This window comes from Paenibacillus sp. UNC451MF, from assembly GCF_000686845.1.
Lineage (GTDB): Bacteria > Bacillota > Bacilli > Paenibacillales > NBRC-103111 > Paenibacillus_S.
The window spans coordinates 673,666-693,751 of the sequence record NZ_JMLS01000001.1 but is presented as its reverse complement, the minus strand read 5'-3'; the positions used below and the strand labels follow the sequence as shown (position 1 = coordinate 693,751).

Sequence of the window (20,086 nt, the reverse complement as noted above, 5' to 3'; positions counted from 1 at the left end):
CGCCCAAATCAGCATGTCTCGCCGAGGCAATTGTTATGACAACGCCTCCATGGAGAGCTTCTTTTCGCATTTAAAGACGGAAGCACTCTATCCATATCATATCCGATCCATTGAGGAAGCACAAAGCAGAATTGAAAATTATATCTATTTTTATAACCATCACAGACCACAAAGAAAATTAAACAAGCTGACTCCGGTAGAGTACCGGTGCCAGCTTGCAAAATAGGGTTTTTCTTAACTGTCCACTAAATTGGGTCTTGACCAACTCGCAAATAAACTATCCATGGCTTATCTTCCGCATCATGCAGCTCAAAGGCTTTGGTAAAACCAAGAACATCACAATAAAAATGAAGCGATTTCACCATATCCTGCACAGTTAGAGCTAAATGTCCGATTCGTTTGATCAACACTCATACAACCTCCCGTTATCGTTATTCACCCACTGCTTCCCGAAGCTCGGCAAAAAGCTGCAGCATTCCATACCATCATATAAAATAATGAGAAAAAATATAAGGAGTGAAGAAGACTTCATTTAGTTACTTTGAGGTAACGAAGCCCTCTGCGAGAAAAAAAAGCCTGGTCTCTGTGACCAGACTCAGGCTCGGGCTTACCGCTTTCCTCTTCGCGAGCGTACCGCTTTTGTTCCCTTACTCGTTCTTACACTCGCTGTCGTCGCTTTCGCACCTCCGAAAGAACTAATCAATTTAAATATAGGACCCATTTGCTGAAACAACTTGAACATTTGCTGCGCTTTGGTCATCATCGATATGATGCCCTCAATTCCTCCAAAGCCACCTAAAAATGATCCTCCGGCTCTTTCGTTAGCGACTGCAGGAACCGCTGCTTCTCCCTGTGCCTCATTCACAGCTGACGGCGCTTCATCCGAGGAACCTAGAAGTCCGTTGATGCCTACTGACTTGGAAGACATAATATCACTATTGTTGAACTTCGGTCTCGATACTCTCTGTTTCTTTGGCTTCGGCCTCAAAGGCTGAGGCTTACTGGGGACAGCGCTCCTTGTGGGAGCATGAACCGAAGACTTTGACGTCTTTTTGGAGGCATGCACAGATGGCCTCGTCGGTCTGGACACGGTGGTCTTTTTCATACGAATCCCTTTCCTTTGCAGTATCCTCATTTGTATGGGAAGTGGAACATGCCCTGCTAACGTCCCACTTTTCTGTACCATACACTATGCGACAAAGTCATCAAGAGCTTGGGTTCATGAACCGCCCAAAGATAATTGTGTGTCTGTCCATTCAAGCTAAACGGAAAAAGATCGCCGGAGTGCCGGCGATCTCTTTATTTCTTGTCTCTTTTTATTCTCTGAATGTTTATCTAACTCTGTGAAGGAACTGTAATCCACCCCTGATAGATGGAATAATAGAAGAAGAATGTTGCTATAATGCCCAGGATAAGCATGATAAACCCAAGCTTAATTTTCTTCTGGAAAAACAGGACGAGCGCACCACTAAAAAAGGACCCCATAATTAAAATAAACAAGATAAAAAATAATATCATTCCAGCGAATCTCCTTTTTCGAACCGTTTCTCAAACTTTCTACACATAGAACCTACTTTACCATTTTTTTCGTTTAAAATCCAAAGCCCGTTTCGTCCATAGTACTAACTTACCTAAATGTTACTTAGGCAATATATTTTCAGTACTTTCCGCGGGTTCCGTCTTTCCTTATACTAAAGACCATGAATGTCAGCCTACAACCTTGTTAAAGACTCATCTGGCGCAAAAACTCAGTGCATGCTTTCGTAGCCAGTTTTTGCTGGCGCAAAAACTCTAAGGAGGGTACTCCCCCATGTATCAAGCTAACCCAAATCGTTATCAAGAAATGAAATACAACCGCTGCGGGAAGTCAGGCCTTCTTCTCCCAGCCATCTCCCTTGGACTTTGGCATAATTTCGGCGGTGTGGACACGTTTGAGAACGGTCGCTCTATGATTAAAACCGCGTTTGATCTCGGCATCACGCACTTTGACTTAGCGAATAACTACGGCCCGCCTCCAGGCTCTGCGGAAGAAATGTTCGGCAGGCTGTTGAAGGAGGATCTCGCTTCTTATCGTGACGAGCTTATTATTTCAACCAAAGCAGGTCATCGTATGTGGGCAGGACCTTACGGCGAATGGGGATCAAGAAAAAATCTGCTTTCCAGCTTGGACCAAAGCTTAAAACGGATGGGGCTCGATTATGTAGATATCTTTTATTCTCACCGGTTTGACCCTAACACGCCTTTGGAAGAAACGATGGGCGCTCTGGATCAGGCCGTTCGTCAAGGCAAAGCTCTCTATGTAGGCATCTCCCAGTACACTCCGGAGAAGACCGAAGAAGCTATCCGTATTTTAACCCAGCTAGGCACACCGCTGCTAATTCATCAGCCTGTATATTCGATGCTGAATCGTTGGATCGAGAATGGACTACAGGATGTTCTTAAAGAACGTGGTGTGGGCAGCATTGCTTTTTGCCCCCTTGCCCAAGGGCTTTTGACTAACAAATACTTGGGCGGCATTCCGGAAGGCTCCAGAGCTGCTAAACCTTCAACCTTCCTGAAGGAGTCTGACGTAACGGAAGAAAAAATCGCTAAAGTACGTCAACTCAACGAAATTGCGTCACAGCGCGGTCAAAGTCTTGCGCAAATGTCTCTTGCATGGGTACTTCGCGAGGAACGAGTGACAACAGCTTTGATCGGAGCCAGCCGTCCAAGCCAAATCGAAGAAAACGTTGCTGCATTATCTAATTTAGCATTCAGCAGCGAGGAATTGGCTGCCATTGACCGCATCTTAGCTTAACCAACACGAATAGAAAACCGTCCGGGACACCGGACGGTTTTTATCCTACACCAAACTATTTTAGGCTCTCCGCCATTTTGACTAACTGCTGTCCTTCTATCTCCCTTCCGGAGATGCTGATAAAGACATCGCCCTCCAACCAATCCAAACGGGCGTAATGGTCCTTCGATTGGGCAAGAAGCCCCTTGCTTCCTCGTAAGAATACATCCTCCGTGCTTTCCGGCATATAAAAACCGGTAGACATTACACTGTTTGGAGCCAGCTTATAATAAGAGACTCTGAGCAGGTACTCCGACTCATTGGTATACACCAAAATGATATGTCTTGATTTCGTCGCTCCTTCATTCAAAAAAACACGTGCTTCTTCAAAATGGTAACCATCTGGCAAAACATTAGGAATCCTCATCTTAAAATCAGCATATACCTTCGCTTGTGAAGCTGTAACCTTCATGTCCCTTATTTCATTAACTCCGTCAACCGGCTGCGATGCGTCGGAAGTACTGCTACTAAGAGAGAGAGGCTCGTGCACCGGCTTTTGCGCAGGAGTCTCTGTACTAAATACAAACCCACCCACAAGCAAAATCAGTGTGAATGTACAAACCGAAAGCATTAGCCTGGACCTTCTATGGCGGCGCAGTTTTCTTTGGAGTACTGAAGAAGCATCGTCCCAAGCCTCCATCAACCTTGAAGTCGATGCTCCAAGGACTTCTAAACCGGGAGTTTGTGAAGGCTTCTGTCGTGCTACTAGCGCTTCCGTTATTTTCACTAGCTTCTCCGCTATTTGGTCTTCATCCACCTCTATAAATCGCTTAGAAGCGGCTTGAAGGAAGGCCGTCTTGACGACATAACGTGCGCTTGAAACATCCAGGCCTTTAAGCAGCTCTTGTTCTGAGACGATTCTGACATATTGTTCAAACAATGCAAACTGCACGGAAGAAGTAAGGTTAACGATATCTTCTTTAAATAAAAGCAGCCATCCTTTATTCATAAGACCTCCTTCAACATATCACTTCAATTTCATGCTATCTGCAATCAGGTTCAAGACCTTCTCGTCCAGCTCTGCCTTCACAACAATATTAATATCATCTTTGTTCATCTCAAGCTCTCTGATGCCAGATGTGGTCGCAGTAACTTCGCGTTGACCGTCAGTTAGTTCCGCTTTCGCACTGAAGGAACGCTTGCGGACCAATATGGACAGAGGCGTGGAATCGGTTTCTTTTCTGTATTGCAGCTTAGCCGCACTTGCTTTGGACTCCCCCATTGAATAATGAATTGTAACATCCGACAAACGATATCCTTCAGGGATATATTGAGGTACAGGCAGCACAAATTGCGTCTTTTCAGCAGCTTCGTCGATCGTAACCTGAACCCGTCTAAAGGTATTCTCCTCAGGCAAGTCCCTGTTATCCTTCAATGGTTGAGGGGCAAGCTCATCATCCGGTGGAGGCGGTGCCGTCTTGGCTCCTTCCGTAGAGCCGCGATCTGTGCTTCGGACATTCAAGCTTACCGATCCTCCCTTGACCTTATATACCATATCAAACATCGGACGGAACGCCTCGGTCGGCTGTAGTGTATGAAATAGAAAGGTTCCCAGCATTAGGGAAGCTGCAGTAAGACCACACCACCTGGCTGCACGCAGCCATTTGACTCTTCTCCGCTCCCTTTCAAGCTTAACCAGCATGCGCTGCCAGGAAGGGTCGGCATCAGGTATAGGAACGTTATCTTCGCTTTTAGAGACTGCATCCTCAAATAAACGTTCAAAATCAGCCTCAAATTTAGATCTGTTCAAGGCTATTTCACCTTCCAATCACGCTGCAGTTTTTTCTTGATAGCTTCTCTGGAGCGGTGCAGCGTTTGACGGATCTTCTCCTCCGTAACGCCTAACCGATCCGCCATTTCCTTGTAGGACAAACATTCGGTCCAACGCATTTGGATCACCTGACGATAAATCGGTTTCAACTGATGAATATAATGAATAATAGCTTCTTCCAAAAGCTTTGCCTCTACCTCGGATTCTGTGGAAAAAGCCGGTTCATGCATAAATGATACGGCATTTTCAATATAGACGTCATCAGAAAGAAGTTCGTCACGTCTTTTTTTATTTTTTCTTAAATAACTGATGGTAGCGTTTCGGGCTACGGTACGAATCCAGGCATTTAATCGGACTTCCTCGATATCATGAGGGCTTTTCCGAATAATAGTAAGAAATGTATCTTGGATAATATCTTCGGTGGTCGGATGATCTTTAACAATATATATAATTAACGGGTATACGAGCCGGTAAAATTCTTTATATACTTGTTCCTGCAGCATCGGGTCAATAGCCCTGATATCACCAGTTAACAAAAGTAGTATGGATTTAGACATGATTCCTCCGAAAAATGTACGGCTTTCAATTCTGATCCATCATATAATGTATCCATGGAGATTTGCAGTACTTTTTCAAACATTTTCCATATTTTAAAAACCGAGTTCACAATTCAGACAAACTATTTCGACTCACGGAATATATTTATGGCTGTCGAGATACTTCGCCAGCCTGAATTCATGCAGCTTTAATTAGTTCTCCAGCTTCTGCAAGTTCTCAATTACTTTACAATCGCAGGAATGGAATGGAAGGCTGGCGAACTTGGGATCGATGCATAATTAAAAAAGACGCACATCAGTGCGTCTTTAGATGGTCGAGAAACCCAATGATTCAGAATCTGGATGAAGGCTGGAGGTGGGGTATCCCCTGTAGGAGCGAAAGCGTCCACCTTTGTTATCGGGAAATCCCCACTGTAAAAACGATTAATTTAATATTTCCCGATAACAACAGTGGCCGGAAGGGGATACCCCACCGGAGTACCACATACACATCTGAGTTTTCATAGGTTTCACTACCGACTCAAGACGCAACCTCAGTGCGTCTTCCTACTTAAGCTTTATCGAACAAGGTCAAATACGAGCCATAGCCTTCCTGCTCCAGCTGATTCTTAGGAATAAAACGGAGCGCGGCGGAATTGATGCAGTAACGAAGTCCTCCTGCTTCCTTAGGCCCGTCTGTAAACACATGACCCAGATGCGAATCCGCCTCCCGGCTTCGTACCTCCGTACGTATCATAAAATGGCTGTAATCCTGCTTTTCCTTAACATTTCCCGAAACCATAGGCTTGGTGAAGCTAGGCCAGCCGCAGCCGGAATCGAATTTATCATTAGAACTGAATAAAGGTTCGCCCGACACGATATCTACATATAGCCCTTCTTCGTGATGGTCCCAAAATTCATTTTGGAAAGGCGGCTCCGTCCCGTTATTTTGTGTCACCTCAAACTGCATTTGGGTCAATTTGTCTCTTAACCGTTCTTTATCTTGAGCTGTATTCCAGTGCTGCTCAATGTAGGCGTCACGACCGGAGCCTTTTCTGTACATTTTATAACGCAGCGGATTTTTGGTGTAGTAATCCTGGTGGTACTCTTCCGCCTCATAAAACTCACTTGCAGGCACAATCTCAGTGGCTATCGGCTTATTAAAGCGGCCGCTCTTTTCTAATGCATCCTTCGAAGCTTCCGCCTTCTGACGCTGCTCTTCCGTATGATAGAAAATGGCTGTGCGATAGGAAGGTCCGCGATCGTGGAACTGCCCCCCTGCATCGGTAGGATCAATTTGCTGCCAGAATGTGTTCAATAGCTTTTCATATGGAAATACAGCCGGGTCAAACGTAATTTGTACCGCTTCCGCGTGACCTGTCGTCTCGGAGCATACCTCTTGATAGGTAGGGTTCGGCTTGTGACCTCCCGTATAGCCTGATACGACCTTCTTTATGCCTGGTAGCTGGTCAAATGGCGTTACCATGCACCAGAAGCATCCTCCTGCGAACGTAGCCAACTCCAATTGGCTCTCTTGTTTAGTATTGGAATCCACTATTTCTCACTCCTCCATCTAGGATAGTTATCCGTCTACCTACCATCATACCAAGAAATCGGCAGGCAACCAAATGGATGTGTAGGAACTTTGAAATATTATGTTTTTTTACAAAGGCGTTGGGGCATTCAACGGAGAGTCCATTAGAATATGGATAAGCAATCCCGCTTGCACGAGACCTGCTCCAAATCCGTAAAGAAGCGCACGATCCCCGTTATGCACTTTACCCTCTCGCAAGCCTAAATCCAAGGCAAGAGGAATGGTGGCTGCCGAAGTATTACCAAAGTACTCCAAGCTGTACAAAGCTTTCTCCAGTGGAAAGCCGCTCCGTTCGCATAAAGGCTCTATGATTCGCAGATTGGCACTGTGCGGGATAAACCAATCCACCTGATTCATCTCCATCTGAGCTTTTTGCAGCACTTGCTGCATCCCCTCAGGTACCGTTCTGACGACCCATTTGAATACTTCCCTGCCGTTTTGCACTAGCAGCTGCTTATCGATTAATTCCACGCCATTCCATTGGTTAGCAATCCTTGTTTGGTAGATGTGCGTTCCTCCGCTTCCTTCTGTAGACAAATGAGTGGAAAGGAAGCTCGAAGGCAGATCTCCTTCTTCCTTCTCTACGAGAACGGCCCCCGCACCATCCCCGAACAAAACACATGTCGTCCGGTCCGTATAATCCGTAATTTTTGTCAGCGTCTCGGCACCAATGACGAGAATTTTACGGTGCAATCCGGCTGCAATCAATCCGTTCGCCATATGTAGACCGTATACAAATCCTGCACATGCCGCGCTTATATCGATAGCTCCTGTTGCAGACGCTATGCCAAGCCGGTCCTGTATAATGGAAGCTGTGCTGGGAAAAGGAAAATCGGGGGTACTTGTAGCTACGATAATAAAATCCACATCGGCTATGGACTTTCCGTATCTGTGCATTAAATCCGTTACAGCAGCCACACACAAATCGCTCGTATATTGTTTGGGTTCGCTGATTCTTCGCTCTCGAATTCCTGTGCGCTGAACGATCCACTCGTCGCTAGTTTCCACCATGCGTTCCAAATCGTGATTCGTTAATCGTCTTTCAGGCACGTACGTGCCGATAGCGGTTATTCTGGCTTTTTGGATTTCCATAGCCCTCACCCTTTTATTATCAAGTATTAGTACCTAGTACTAATTCAAATATAACCTTCGCGATCAGCCATGTCAATGGACATTTGGAGCAAATCGCAATAGGGGTCCATGCAAGCTTTTTATCGTTTCCGATTCATATGGTGAACATCAATATCATGATCTTATGCATTCCAATCTGTTCGAACTAGTAATATACCTGCGTCAAAAAGCCTTGTCCATTTAAGATATGAACAAGGCGTGATTCCGTTATTCACTTAAGATCCATTATCACTGTAAGATGTTATCACGTCGCTCCCTCGAACCATTCTAGGAATGTCAATGGCCTTAAGCGGCTTCCACTCTTCAGGCAGCAGCTGCTGGTATTTCGTCTGGGAGAAACGGTCGTCGATGAGCAGCAGCGTCCCTCGATCCGATTCCGTCCGTATCAATCGACCTCCGGCCTGCAGAACTTTATTGATTCCAGGATACACATAAGCGTAATCGAAGCCGCTGCGGCCTCCAGCGTCAAAATAACTTTTAATAATATCCCGCTCCAGCCCCACTTGAGGCAGACCGACTCCGACTATTACCGTCCCTGTCAGCCGTTCACCTACAAGGTCGATCCCCTCAGAGAATATACCTCCCATCACTGCGAATGCGATACAGCGCTTGTCCCGTTCTGGCTGGAACGACGCGAGAAACGCCTCGCGCTCCTCCTCTGTCATTGCAGTCTGCTGAACGATGATGTCGGCTTCGATAGGCTGCTCGATAAAACATTCATATACTCCGTTCAAATAATCGTAGGAAGGGAAAAAAATCAGAAAGTTGCCTTTCTTCTCCTGCAATACTTGGTGGATCCCGTCTGCTATCCGTCCTTTGGTCGCTTCCCTGTCGCGATAACGGGTGGAAACCGGCAATAACAATACATCCAGCTGCTCCTTATGAAAAGGCGATGGAATCGTGAGTACGTAGTCCTCAGGCGATCCGCCCAACATATCTCGGTAATAGGAGAGCGGAGAAAGCGTAGCGGAGAAAAACACCTGAGATCGGTAGCCTTTGCTCATTTGGCTCAGCATAGTGGAAGGATCAAGGCAAAATAGCTTCAACCGGACATCGCTTCGGTCCATTTCTGCATAAGTGACATAAGCCTCGTTATAATATCCCGCTATGCGAATAAAGCTTTGAACCGCGAAGTAGGTTTCCAGCAGCCGTTGCTGCGCTTCTCCTGCAGGAGACATGCCAACGGAAGCCGAGGCAAGCTCCTCCTCCGCCGCTGCTGCGAAAGCTTCGACCAGTGGGAGCAATCCCTCAGGGAACCATGGCTGTACGAAGGTTTTACTTTCTGCGTGAGCTTTTCGCCAATGAATAAAATAATCATTAATATCTTTGGATGCGCCGGCTACCGAGCGGCAGATCTCTTTGTAATCCCTCTTTAGCTGCAAGAACGAAGCTTTGCTGAGCTCAGCCGAGAACATCTCTCTTCCGCGATCAACCAAATTATGTGCTTCGTCGATAAGAAGCACCGTCTGTTTCTTTTGTTCCTCGTACAGTCTCTTTAAGGAAGTCCGCGGATCAAAGACATAGTTATAATCGCAAATGACCGCATCGGCGACATACGATACATCCAGCGAATATTCGAAGGGGCATACTGTATGTTTACGGGCATATCTCTCGAACGTCTCCCGCGTTAGCAGCGTTTCGTTGTTCAAAATATCCAAGACAGCCTCATTGATGCGATCGTAATACCCGTTGGCAAATTCGCAGTATTCTTTTTGGCAAAGGGTCTCTTCCTTAAAACAAACCTTATCCTTAGCAGTCAGCGTAGCACATCGCATATGAAGGCCCTTGGCCTGCATGAAGCTGATGGCTTGCTCCGCAGCCGTCCGTGTAATCGTCTTGGCGGTCAAGTAAAACATTCGTTGAAGCTGACCTTCGCCGATCGCTTTGACCGCAGGGAATAAGGTCGAAATCGTCTTTCCGGTACCGGTCGGCGCTTTGGCGAACAGCTTTTGCCGTTCAGCAATCGATTTGTAGACGGCGCCGGCGAACAATCTTTGCCCTTGACGATACGATTCGAAAGGGAATGCGAGCTTCCGAATGCTGTGATTTCGCTTTTCCTCGTAATTGAGCTGCATAACGGCAAAAGGCTCGTAAGCGGCCGCCAAAGCTTTTATGATTGACTCAAGCTCGTTAACTGAGACAGATCTTAAAAATTGCTTCTGCTGCTCCGTATCCACCTGTACATAGGTAAGGCGGACGCTTAAGCTCTCCAGTCCCTCCTGTTTGGCAAAGAAATAAGCGTAACAATATGCCTGGGCCCAATGGACAGGATACGTATCTGCCTCAATGCGGTCGAGACTCCCTGCCGTAGATTTGATTTCTTCAATTATAAATCCTTCACCGTCTGACAATATTCCGTCGCAACGCCCCTCCACCAGAAGCTCAATATCGCCATAACGAAGAATACCAGCCAGATGAACCTCTTTTTGATCAAGCTCGGTGTAGTTTTTTTGGATTTGTTGATGTGCCTTGGTCCCCTCCTGCAAGGAAGCAGTTGTCCAAAAGCCCGTATCGATACTGCCTGAGCGGTACACATATTCCACCAGCGCTCTTACTGATACTTTCATCCTATGGGACATAATGCACCTGCCTTTCGGTAAGGCTCTAATGCTCATATAAAAACATATGTTCCCATCATATCATACGATGCAAGGAATTGTAAAAGCCTGCACAGATTGGCTGTAGAAGCAGCCCTTATATCCAAAATGTCGGATACTTTCTATGTTCATCCAGATTGTTGATGATAAGTGCACATACGACGATCAGAACCGAACCTACCAAAACCGGAGTAACAAGAAAGGACCAGCCGCTGCCTGCCAGAATAACGACTATCGGATCAGCCCCCGCTGGAGGATGCGTCGTCTTCGTTAATATCATCGCACTTATCGCCAAGCCGACACCTAGCGCAAGTGCCGCAGGGCCCTGTCCGAATATATAAAATACTATAAGTCCGGTCAAGGTTGAAACAACATGCCCTCCAATAATATTCCTTGGCTGCGATAAAGGAGCATCCCACAAGCCAAAGGCAAGAACACAGCTGGCACCGAAGGGTGCCATAAGCCACGAAGCAGAGGTCCAGCCAGTAAGTAAAGAAAGGATACCTATACATACAAATCCGCCAATAAACCCGAGAATTGCCGTTCGGGGTGCTGCTTTCAACGGGGTTCTGTCTGTTGCCGACATCTTACTAATGATATTCATCACATCACATCCATTCAGATAAATATAAATAACTATTTATCTAGTTATTTAGTTATTTGTGAATATAATGCTTTTTTTCTTTATTGTCAATTGGTTTTTCCCTCGTTATAATATAAATACCTATTTAACTATGAAATGAGGATTTTATATGGATCGTCCTTTCGTTTTGCGAGTTGACCCGGAGCTTTCCTATTCCATAAACATTCAAATTAAAGAACAGCTCAAATGGTTCATCGGTACCGGCAAAATGAAACCCGGTGACATGCTTCCTTCCGCAGGCGAATTAGCAGAGACATTGCACGTTAACCGCAATACGATAAATTCCGTCTATACGCAATTGAGAGATGAAGGAATTGTATCCGTTCAAAAAGGAAAAGGGACTCAAATTATCGATAGCGCTCAAACGGCAGAGCTGATCGAAAGCCGAAAGTCTATGTATGAGCTATGGACCCGAATGATTCAGGAGGCGGCTGAACGCAAAATGGACCTGGACGATTTTGCCGTAGCAGGCATGGCCTATGTCCAGCTGCTTGGTCACGTGCAAGATGATAAGCCAACGCTCTTGTTCATCGAATGCCGCGAGCATGATTATCCGTTTTACCGTAACGAAATCATTCGTCTGACTGGCGCGACTGTCAACTGCTTCTATCTGGAAGACTTGACTAAGGCAAGCTCTATCTTGGAGGAGTTGATTCATCAGGCTGATACCGTATTGACTACCTTAAATCATGCGGAAGAAGTTCGTGGTCTTGTCGGAGCGAGAAAACAGGTAATAACACTCGGTGCCACGGTTGATTTTGGCGTGCTGATGGATGTGGCTAAGCGTTCGAAGGGAAGTCAAGTAGGCTTTGTCTGCTTGGGGCTGAAAGGGGGCCAATGGATGGCTCAAAAGGCAGCTGATGCGGGAATTGAACATATTGTCAGTGTACCTCTTGGTATGAACGACGAGGTAAAATTGAGGGAGCTTATTAAACAAGCGGATAAGCTGTACGCATCAAGCGCCGTTTACGACGAACTGAAGCACCTGGCACCCGACAAAGTCGCCGCCTATCCGCTAGTACTTGAGAAAAGCAGTGAGGAATTACTGAAAAATCTGCGTTAACCCTGTGATTAACCGGCTGTCGCTGTATTTCTTGCCGTGAGCAGCAAATGCTCGCACACCAAGACGAGCGCTTCATGCTGGTTAGTCACTTCCACAAGCTCCACTACAATTCCGTATTCGGGACGCTTCGGATAATCCCGTTTTTCTTTAATAGTTGTCTTGACATAGATCGTATCACCGATAAATACCGGCTTGATGAAGCGAAGGCGGTCATAGCCATAAGAGAATGCCTCAGGATTGATTTCTCCTGCGGTCATCCCTACGCCTACGCTGAATATTAGCGTACCGTGAGCAATTCGCTGTTTGAATTCTTGTGTTTTGCACCACTCGGCATCCATATGATGAGGGTAAAAATCACCCGTTTGTCCTGCATGCATAACGACATCGGTCTCCGTGATCGTACGTCCCATCGTCTCACGGCTGGATCCAATCTCATACTCTTCAAAATAAATCGAACGGAAACCCATGGCTATACCTCCTTTTTCTCGACCAAATGCTGCCAAGCTTCCGGATTCCGGTATTTTACCGTTTGAAGATGCTCGCAATACATAACGAGCTCACCTTCATTTTTATATACCTCATAGCTGACCTTCACAAGCCCCAGCTCCTTGTATTTAGGTCTTTTCTCTAAATGCGTTCTTACTGTATAAATAGTGTCACCGATAAACACCGGCTTAATGAATCTTAGTTTATCGTACCCATAGCTGAAAGTATGGATATTGTTATGTGCCATCAGCCCAAGTCCCATGCTAAATACCAAAGCACCAGCGACGAGGCGTCGTCCGAATAGGCCTTCTTCCTTAGCGAACATTTCGTCTGCTACATAAGGATGCATATCCATGACCAGCGCATTGAATTGCATGCTCTCTCCCTCGGAGATCGTGCGTCGAATCGAACGTATTTTGCAGCCTACTTCAAATTCTTCATACATCCAGGATTCCGTATTAAACACCGGCAGCTCCTGATGCGGTCTACTGCTATTCGTTTGGGTTTCGTTCATATGAATGTCGCCTCCAGCCATTGATTTATGGACTCGTTGTCTTCACCTATTTTGGGCGAGCCTTTGGGTGCTTTATATATCGTATTGTCAAAACGAATAGGGCATCGCGTGGTGTTAAGCGCAGCTCCGCTACCAAGGTACACCGTCTGGATCATGTCCAGATCCTGAAAGGCTGCTTCTTGATGAAGGCTCTCCCACGTCAATACTTCAGCGCATTCAAAGCCTCCGGACTCCAGCAGTTCAAGCCACTTGACCGTCGGAGCTTCAGCTAGATGCTCGGCAATGATTGCGTTGATAGCCTCTTTATCCTCATACCAGGAATCCTCGCCTACAAACTTGGCCAGATCATCGCATCCGAATAGAAGTCCAAGCTCAGGCACCGAGCCTGATGCTAATGCCAAGTAGCCATCAGCCGTCTTATACACACCATAGGGTGCAGGTCTATATACATGAGCATGGTTCACTCTAGAGCGTATTGGAACCCCGCCTCCATTCAGAAACGCGGTCAATTCTGTGAATTGAAAATCCAAAATCGAATCCAGCAGACTAACTTCGATATGGCAGCCATTCCCTGTTATACCTCTACGGTATAACCCCGCAAGGATGCCCTGCACCAGATGGGCACCTGCCGCCATGTCAACGACAGCCAATCCAAGCGGAAGTGGAGGCTGAGATTCTGCTCCGTTCAGCCAAGCTAAACCGGATACGGATTGGACCAGCAGATCTTGACCTGGTTTGTCTTTCCAAGGCCCATCGTTTCCATATCCGCTGATTTGTCCGTAGACCAGCCGTGGGTTCCATTCTTTGACCTGCTCGTAATGAAGACCTAATCGCTCCATGACTCCAGGGCGAAAATTTTGAATCATCACGTCCGCTTGCCTTATCAACCGTTGAATTTGCTCCAACTGAGCTTTATTCTTAAGGTCGGCAGCGTAGCTTTCCTTATTCCTATTGATCGAATGAAACAACGTACTGTCCCCGTCCAGCTCCAGGTTGGAAATATACAGCGTTCTGCATATATCACCTGTGTCCGGCTTCTCGATTTTGATAACTCGTGCACCCATATCAGCCAACCGAAGAGCTGCGGAGGGACCGGATAAAAATTGGCTGAAATCGAGCACAAGAATGCCTTCCAGCGGTTTTGCGCCTTGCTGCATCACATTCGCTTCCCCTCTCGCTTAAAGCCTGCTTAAACCGAAATCCTGATTGATGTCCTGGTTGTCCTCACCTACTAAGGGGGCACCTTTGACCGACTTCAGCCTTGCACCATTGATGCGAATCGGGCAGCATGTCGTCTTCATTCCTGTCCTACCGGGTCCTCCCACTTCTTGAAGCATATCCAGAACTTGAAATCCTTCGTGCTCCATTAGCCGCTCCCACGTCAGCACATCCGAACACCAATAATCTGCTGGCTCCAAGGCATCGAGCCATTCCCTTGTGGTTCGGCTTTTCAAATGCTCTGCCAATATCGTCTTAATCTCATCCCTGCGCGTGAACCACTCCTTAGGATCTGTGAACGACTGCATCGCCGTACAGCCCAGCAGCTCGCCCAGCTTGACTACGGAACCCATGGCCAGAGCAATATAACCATCGGCGGTCTCATAAATGCCATAAGGTGCACCAAGATAGGCGTGCGCATTGTTAATTGCGCTCCGAACAGGCGGCTGGCCCCCATCATTCAAAAACGTTGTCAGTACCTCAAATTGAAAATCGAGCATCGACTCCAGCAAGCTGACTTCAACCAGTCCTCCTTGCCCACTGACACTTCTGCGGACAAGGCAAGCCAGGATACCCTGCACCAAGTGAGCTCCCGTTAGCATATCGGCTACGGCTAATCCGAACGGAACCGGCGGCTGATCGCTATCGCCGTTCAACCAATTCAAACCGGACAGTGATTGGACAAGCAGATCTTGACCTGGCTTATCCCGCCATGGGCCCTCCTTTCCGTATCCCGTTATGCTCGCATAGATGATCCTCGGATTGATCTGACGCACCATCTCATAACCCAGACCGAGCTTCTCCATCGTTCCGGGGCGGAAGTTTTCGATTATGACATCCGCCTTAACAATCAGCTCCTTAATGCTTAACAGATCATGGACATTCTTGAGATCGGCTGAGTAACTTTCCTTGTTTCGATTAATAGTTTGAAACAAGGCACTCTCACCATTAAGCTTCAAATTGCTGATGGTTAATTGCCTACACATATCCCCCATACCCGGACGTTCGATCTTGATGACTCTCGCCCCCATGTCGGCCAATCTCAAGCCTGCTGAAGGTCCGGATAAAAACTGGCAAAACTCCAGAACGACGAGCCCTTCCAACGGTCTCATAGCGCATCCCCTTTTCTCGATTCCCTATAAAGTCCGTTCATTCTCTCCAGTACTTCCACCGCATTCCCGCCATGCATCATATAATTCCGCACAAAGTCACCCGCATGGTCCTGGAAATTCAAATAACCGCTGTATCGTGGACGCAGAAAGGAACGATCCAACGCAGGGAGCGTATTGTTAAAATAATGGCCGCACCTGCGATTGACTTCTGAATCCGTCCAAGCGCTTCGATGCCCCGGTTGCCCTCCGTTTTCCACATAAACGGTTTTCTGAGATTGAGGATCTGCCGTATAAGCAACATACTGCAGCGCCATATCCAAATGCTTACACTCAACAGATATCGCAAGGCCGGTTCCCCCTAGGGTCGTCCTCAATTTTTCATTCGATCCGATCCTCACCATATCTGAGAAAGTTAACCCATACTCCGAATACCCATAGCGGGAATAGTTTGAATATCCGTAAGCAAATGGACAGTAAGCGATATCGTCACGAACCGTCATCGCCTCGTACACCTGGATCGGGTTCCAGCCGAACATTTCCGGATGGCAATAACCCACAAGCTCCTTCAGTTGTTCCAGCGCTTGCAGACCCATTTCCTTGCTAACGACTTGATCCTCCTGCAAGAAAGGATCTTCTCCCTGACTACTGCACATCATATAAAAATTCATTAGTGAATCAATTGGAATACCAGGAAATACAACAAAGCCGAGCTTGGCAAGCTCGATAAGCTCCTCCCACGTTTCAGGAACCCGTAATCCTTCTCTTGCCAAAATATCGGCGCGATAGGAAGCTACCGGTGTCGCAGCATCGATTGCCAGTGCGGTTTGATATCCGTCAAAATTGTAGCTTTCGTGCGACCGTCCCACCGAATGTCTAGCTTGATCCAGTAAGTATTCAGCAGGCAGCTGCTGCTCTAACGGCACCAAAATGTTTTTGTCCGCTGCAAAGCCTGCCCACGGATGGTCGATTACCAGCAGATCATACTGCTTGGCAAGCTGCTGAATCGGTGCATCCGCAAACTGCTGCAGCGAGCGCTTCTCCCACTGGATCTCCACTCCCGGATTCATCTCGGCAAACCGCTGCGCAGTTGCTACCATAGGGACATAGCCCCTGCTGTGATTCCATGTAATTCCTTTTAGCACGATGCTCATTCCGTCAGCCTCCATCTGTAGTTCGGTAGTCGGTTACGTTATTTGTTGTTCGTCCGATAATCCTGCGGCGTAACACCGAAATGCTTTTTGAATATTTTGATGAAATAATTCGGATTCTGATAACCGACTTCAATCGATATCTCGTAAATTTTACTCGTCGATGTCTTCAATAGATGTGCTGCTCTTTCCATCTTCAAGAGGTAAATGTAATCACTTAAGTTATCGCCGGTCTCCAGCTTATAAATTCTTGAAAGATAAGTTGGATGCATCTGCAAATAGTCCGAAATTCTCTGGAGCGAGACATCCTCAGTCAGATGGGCTTGAACATATTTTTGAATTTGACGAACAGCTGATTCACGGGCATTTTTCGTTTCACTTTTTGTGTAGAGCTCAATTTTCTCCATAACGGCTTGTATCCAGGCTCTCAGCGCCTGCACCGTTTTACACGGAGCCAGCTCCCTGCCTCTCGTATACTCACTTCCTATGAGCTCTGCCAAGCTTTTGCCGCTTTTATGGGCGATGAAGGAGAAGGAGGCAAAGACGGAGAAAAATGCCTCCGTAATATGCTCTGTCGATTCGGGCCAGAACTGCTCCAACTCTTCCAAAATCGATTCCAGCTTCTGCTCCACCGCATTCCAATTGCCTGCCTCCATCAAATGAACGAGCATCGGCGGCTCATACAGCCGGTATAATGCATTCATGTTTGCGATTTCAGCCTCACCGATGGTGTACACCGGAAGGTCCTTCTCGTTCCCAAACCTTTTTCTGAAGATAGCCAGAGAATTATGATACAGCTTGGTCAGATCCGTAGGGAATACTCCCCATTGGCTGATCAATACCGATATTTTTCGTTTTAAATACAGTTGAACATTTAATTGAAGCTGATTGGCCAGACGTTCCATATGATATTTCAAGGCCATATCTGCCTTGCTGTGCTTCAGCTTATCATTGGGAGAAGCAAGAACGACTAAATACTCGTGGACATCCTGGGCTATCCACAGCTGGAAATATTCATCCAACGTTTCTTCAGCCAGATTACCAATTGCAAACTTCATCAACGACATCTCAAAAGGATCGTAATCGGCAAACTGTTCCTTATAGCGGATCAACAGCAAACAAAAATCATCATTAAGCCTAACCGGAATATCCAGCTGCCTCAGCTTCTCCAACGATTGCTCGGAGGATATCCTTTTCCCTTGCAGCAGCTCATTGAGGAACTCTCCCTTTAACTTAGGCAAATGATCGTTCAGCGCTTTTAACGCCTGCTGATACGTCTGGTTCGTTTCGAGCTCCATGTGGATGATTTCCACGACCTTCTTGACTCTGAACATAATATCCTGATCGCTGATCGGCTTTAGCAAATAGTCGCTGATCTGGTTTTGAATCGCTTTTTGGGCGTAATCAAATTCAGCATAGCCGGTCAGCAGAATGCACTTTGTATTCTTCCAGTTCCATTGAATTTGTTGGATAAGCTCCAAGCCGTCCATTCCCGGCATACTGATATCGGTGATCACAATGTCAATGGCATTCGTTTTCAGGATGTCCAGCGCTTCTGTCGCCGAGAATGCTTTGTGAACCTTGCCGATCCCAATATCATGCCAAGGCAAAGTAGATGCCAATGACTCCACCACGTTCATTTCATCGTCTACCAACAGCAATTGCAGCATCGAACCACCCCTTGATGAGTTTTCGTCAGAAAAGATATGGCTTAACCACTCAGGTACGATCCGATTCCCGTTCTTCCCACTTCAGAACAACCCTGACCCCGCCGGTTGGTGACTGAGACAAGATAAGACCGGAGTTATCCTTAAATTGATACAATAACCGTTGATGCACATTCCACAAACCGCAGCTCATTTCCTGATCCATCGGCATTGAAATTTTATGCTGCAGCTCTGCCAACTGCTCAGGCGACATTCCGATTCCATTATCGTCGATAATAATTTTGTTTTCTCCCCATTGCCGTTCCCCTTCTATCGTCAGAATGCCGTAACGCTCGCTTTTGCCGATCCCATGCAATATGGCATTTTCTACAATGGGCTGAATAAGCAGTCTGGGAATTTCAAGCTGCATCATAGATTCCGGAATGTCGATTTCATAGTGAAACCGTTCCATGCGCAGGTTTTGAATATTTAAATAGTTTTGGACCATCTTCAATTCTTCTTGAAGCGTAGTCATCGTGTTCTCCAGCTTCGTAATGTGTCGGAAATATTCACCCAAATTGAGCACCATTTCCGTTGCTGCCTCTTTATCTCCAACCGCTATCATATTTTTGATAAAAAACAAACAGTTGTACAAAAAATGCGGATTGATTTGGGATTGCAGCTGTTTCAACTTCACTTCCCTAAACCGGATATTTTCCATGTAAACCTTTTCAACTAAGATTTGAATTTCGGCTGCCATTTCATTAAACCGCGAGAATAAATATTCAAATTCATTGTTCGGATTGTGATTCAAACGAAGCCCGTACTTGCCGGATTGAATGCCCTGCACCCCTCTGAGCAGGAGCTTGATAGGGATTTGTACCTGCTTATATATAAGCAGCGAGACGACTACGCTCATAATCAATAACAACGCAATGGAGCCATAAAAGAAATTGCGGCTCTTTACGATGGGCGACAAAATTTGTTGAAGCGGCACATAGTCTACGACATACCAGCCAAGACTTTTCGACTGTACATAATTGACCAAATATTTCTCTTTGCCGAGCTCTACGATGGTATGGCCTAATGGATCAAGCGTTTGTTTATTTAAATAAGCGATCAGTTCCTGTATCAGCGCTCTATTGGATGCGCCATTCACAATCGGCTCGTACCCAGGGGAGTATAGAAACGGATCCCCGTTTCCATCCTGCTTGTAATCGGCCAGCATATTCATAATATTTTGCCGTGAAAACCGTACTTCCGTGATAGCCTCCGCGTCTTCCGGATTTTTATAGGAGATTAAAGGGCTTAACATAAATTTGGCAAAATACGAATCGCCCTCCGGGTAGTACTCCCAATTGGGTTTGATATTATGGCGCAAAAATGCCGGATCATACACGCCGCTGTAATCGTTGGATATAGCTTGCTTCAGCTTGGGCAAGTAAATCGTCAACCTATTGGACCAATTGCTTGTAGCGCTTAATATGGTTAGCTTGCTCACAATAGCTTCCTGTAGCCTTAGCTGCTCATATTCCTGCTTGCTGTTCAATAGCTCCTGGATACTGTAATCCTTGTTAATAATATAGGGAATAATCGATAGCTGGTTAACCACATTATCCATTTGGGACGTAAAGAAAGAGACTCGATTCAAGTTAGAATTCTGAATTTCTTCCTCCACAACACCAATGGAAACCCGGTTCGAGAAGCTGTACAGCACGACAATGGGAATCAACAGCAGTATGATGAAAAGTACCATTTTTTTAAATATGTTCATTTTCCATCTCATCCTGT

General features: G+C 46.3%; 19 protein-coding genes. 3 read left to right on the top strand and 16 right to left on the bottom strand.

All coding sequences use genetic code 11. The features are described from left to right. Positions 1–226: IS3 family transposase (locus tag BP97_RS0103060; protein ID WP_028547791.1), on the top strand; the 226-nt coding region annotated here is incomplete at its 5' end. 19 nt (positions 227–245) lie between these two features. On the opposite strand, the gene BP97_RS39500 is transcribed toward BP97_RS0103060, so the two are convergent. Together BP97_RS39500 and BP97_RS0103050 are read right to left on the bottom strand one after the other, a co-directional pair. Next, a complete protein-coding gene (locus BP97_RS39500; protein WP_231506195.1) occupies positions 246–410 on the bottom strand; it encodes a VOC family protein in 165 nt (54 codons plus the stop codon). A gap of 197 nt (positions 411–607) precedes the next feature. Beyond that, complete coding sequence (locus BP97_RS0103050) at positions 608–1,105, bottom strand: hypothetical protein (RefSeq protein ID WP_028547790.1); 498 nt, start codon at positions 1,103–1,105, stop codon at positions 608–610. A gap of 705 nt (positions 1,106–1,810) precedes the next feature. Here BP97_RS0103050 and mgrA point away from each other — a divergent pair. Next, positions 1,811–2,797 (top strand): L-glyceraldehyde 3-phosphate reductase, encoded by a 987-nt coding sequence (mgrA, locus tag BP97_RS0103040; protein ID WP_028547788.1) that lies wholly within the window; start codon positions 1,811–1,813, stop codon positions 2,795–2,797. A 55-nt stretch (positions 2,798–2,852) separates the two neighbouring features. Here the strand turns inward: mgrA and BP97_RS0103035 are convergent, their stop codons facing one another. From BP97_RS0103035 to BP97_RS0103005, 7 genes are all read right to left on the bottom strand, one after another. Then, positions 2,853–3,785 carry a DUF4367 domain-containing protein gene (locus BP97_RS0103035; protein WP_028547787.1) on the bottom strand — a complete coding sequence of 311 codons (933 nt, stop codon included), beginning with the start codon at positions 3,783–3,785 and terminating at the stop codon, positions 2,853–2,855. An 18-nt stretch (positions 3,786–3,803) separates the two neighbouring features. Next, positions 3,804–4,586, bottom strand: a complete 783-nt coding sequence (locus BP97_RS0103030; RefSeq protein WP_028547786.1) for a hypothetical protein — start codon at positions 4,584–4,586, stop codon at positions 3,804–3,806. A gap of 2 nt (positions 4,587–4,588) precedes the next feature. Next, on the bottom strand, positions 4,589–5,164 hold the full coding sequence (locus BP97_RS0103025) for an RNA polymerase sigma factor (protein ID WP_028547785.1): 576 nt from the start codon (positions 5,162–5,164) through the stop codon (positions 4,589–4,591). Between the two features lie 550 nt (positions 5,165–5,714). Continuing rightward, positions 5,715–6,698 (bottom strand): peptide-methionine (S)-S-oxide reductase MsrA, encoded by a 984-nt coding sequence (gene msrA, locus BP97_RS0103020; protein ID WP_028547784.1) that lies wholly within the window; start codon positions 6,696–6,698, stop codon positions 5,715–5,717. A 108-nt stretch (positions 6,699–6,806) separates the two neighbouring features. Next, positions 6,807–7,829 carry a ketoacyl-ACP synthase III gene (locus BP97_RS35055; protein WP_036745339.1) on the bottom strand — a complete coding sequence of 341 codons (1,023 nt, stop codon included), beginning with the start codon at positions 7,827–7,829 and terminating at the stop codon, positions 6,807–6,809. A gap of 254 nt (positions 7,830–8,083) precedes the next feature. Continuing rightward, positions 8,084–10,447: an ATP-dependent DNA helicase gene (locus BP97_RS35050; RefSeq protein WP_051620308.1), complete on the bottom strand. Its 2,364-nt coding sequence runs from the start codon at positions 10,445–10,447 to the stop codon at positions 8,084–8,086. A gap of 115 nt (positions 10,448–10,562) precedes the next feature. Further along, positions 10,563–11,069, bottom strand: a complete 507-nt coding sequence (locus BP97_RS0103005) for an HPP family protein (protein WP_051620307.1) — start codon at positions 11,067–11,069, stop codon at positions 10,563–10,565. A 148-nt stretch (positions 11,070–11,217) separates the two neighbouring features. On the opposite strand from BP97_RS0103005, the gene BP97_RS0103000 reads away from it, so the two are divergent. Continuing rightward, the gene (locus BP97_RS0103000) at positions 11,218–12,171 is read left to right on the top strand and encodes a GntR family transcriptional regulator (RefSeq protein WP_028547782.1); all 954 of its coding nucleotides are present in this window, start codon (positions 11,218–11,220) and stop codon (positions 12,169–12,171) included. Between the two features lie 8 nt (positions 12,172–12,179). On the opposite strand, the gene BP97_RS0102995 is transcribed toward BP97_RS0103000, so the two are convergent. From BP97_RS0102995 to BP97_RS0102965, 7 genes are read right to left on the bottom strand one after another with little or no spacing between them, the layout of a single operon-like run. After that, the gene (locus BP97_RS0102995; protein ID WP_028547781.1) at positions 12,180–12,638 is read right to left on the bottom strand and encodes a MaoC/PaaZ C-terminal domain-containing protein; all 459 of its coding nucleotides are present in this window, start codon (positions 12,636–12,638) and stop codon (positions 12,180–12,182) included. 2 nt (positions 12,639–12,640) lie between these two features. Then, on the bottom strand, positions 12,641–13,171 hold the full coding sequence (locus BP97_RS0102990) for a MaoC family dehydratase (RefSeq protein ID WP_028547780.1): 531 nt from the start codon (positions 13,169–13,171) through the stop codon (positions 12,641–12,643). Then, positions 13,168–14,328 carry a CaiB/BaiF CoA transferase family protein gene (locus BP97_RS0102985; protein ID WP_028547779.1) on the bottom strand — a complete coding sequence of 387 codons (1,161 nt, stop codon included), beginning with the start codon at positions 14,326–14,328 and terminating at the stop codon, positions 13,168–13,170. Before BP97_RS0102985 ends, BP97_RS0102990 begins: the two co-directional genes overlap by 4 nt. Before the next feature lie 21 nt (positions 14,329–14,349). Further along, positions 14,350–15,501 carry a CaiB/BaiF CoA transferase family protein gene (locus BP97_RS0102980; RefSeq protein ID WP_028547778.1) on the bottom strand — a complete coding sequence of 384 codons (1,152 nt, stop codon included), beginning with the start codon at positions 15,499–15,501 and terminating at the stop codon, positions 14,350–14,352. Beyond that, a complete protein-coding gene (locus BP97_RS0102975) occupies positions 15,498–16,652 on the bottom strand; it encodes an ABC transporter substrate-binding protein (protein WP_036745338.1) in 1,155 nt (384 codons plus the stop codon). Before BP97_RS0102975 ends, BP97_RS0102980 begins: the two co-directional genes overlap by 4 nt. 38 nt (positions 16,653–16,690) lie before the next feature. After that, positions 16,691–18,319, bottom strand: a complete 1,629-nt coding sequence (locus BP97_RS0102970) for a response regulator transcription factor (protein WP_028547776.1) — start codon at positions 18,317–18,319, stop codon at positions 16,691–16,693. 49 nt (positions 18,320–18,368) lie between these two features. Beyond that, a complete protein-coding gene (locus BP97_RS0102965) occupies positions 18,369–20,069 on the bottom strand; it encodes a sensor histidine kinase (RefSeq protein WP_197035400.1) in 1,701 nt (566 codons plus the stop codon). Positions 20,070–20,086 lie beyond the last annotated feature (17 nt).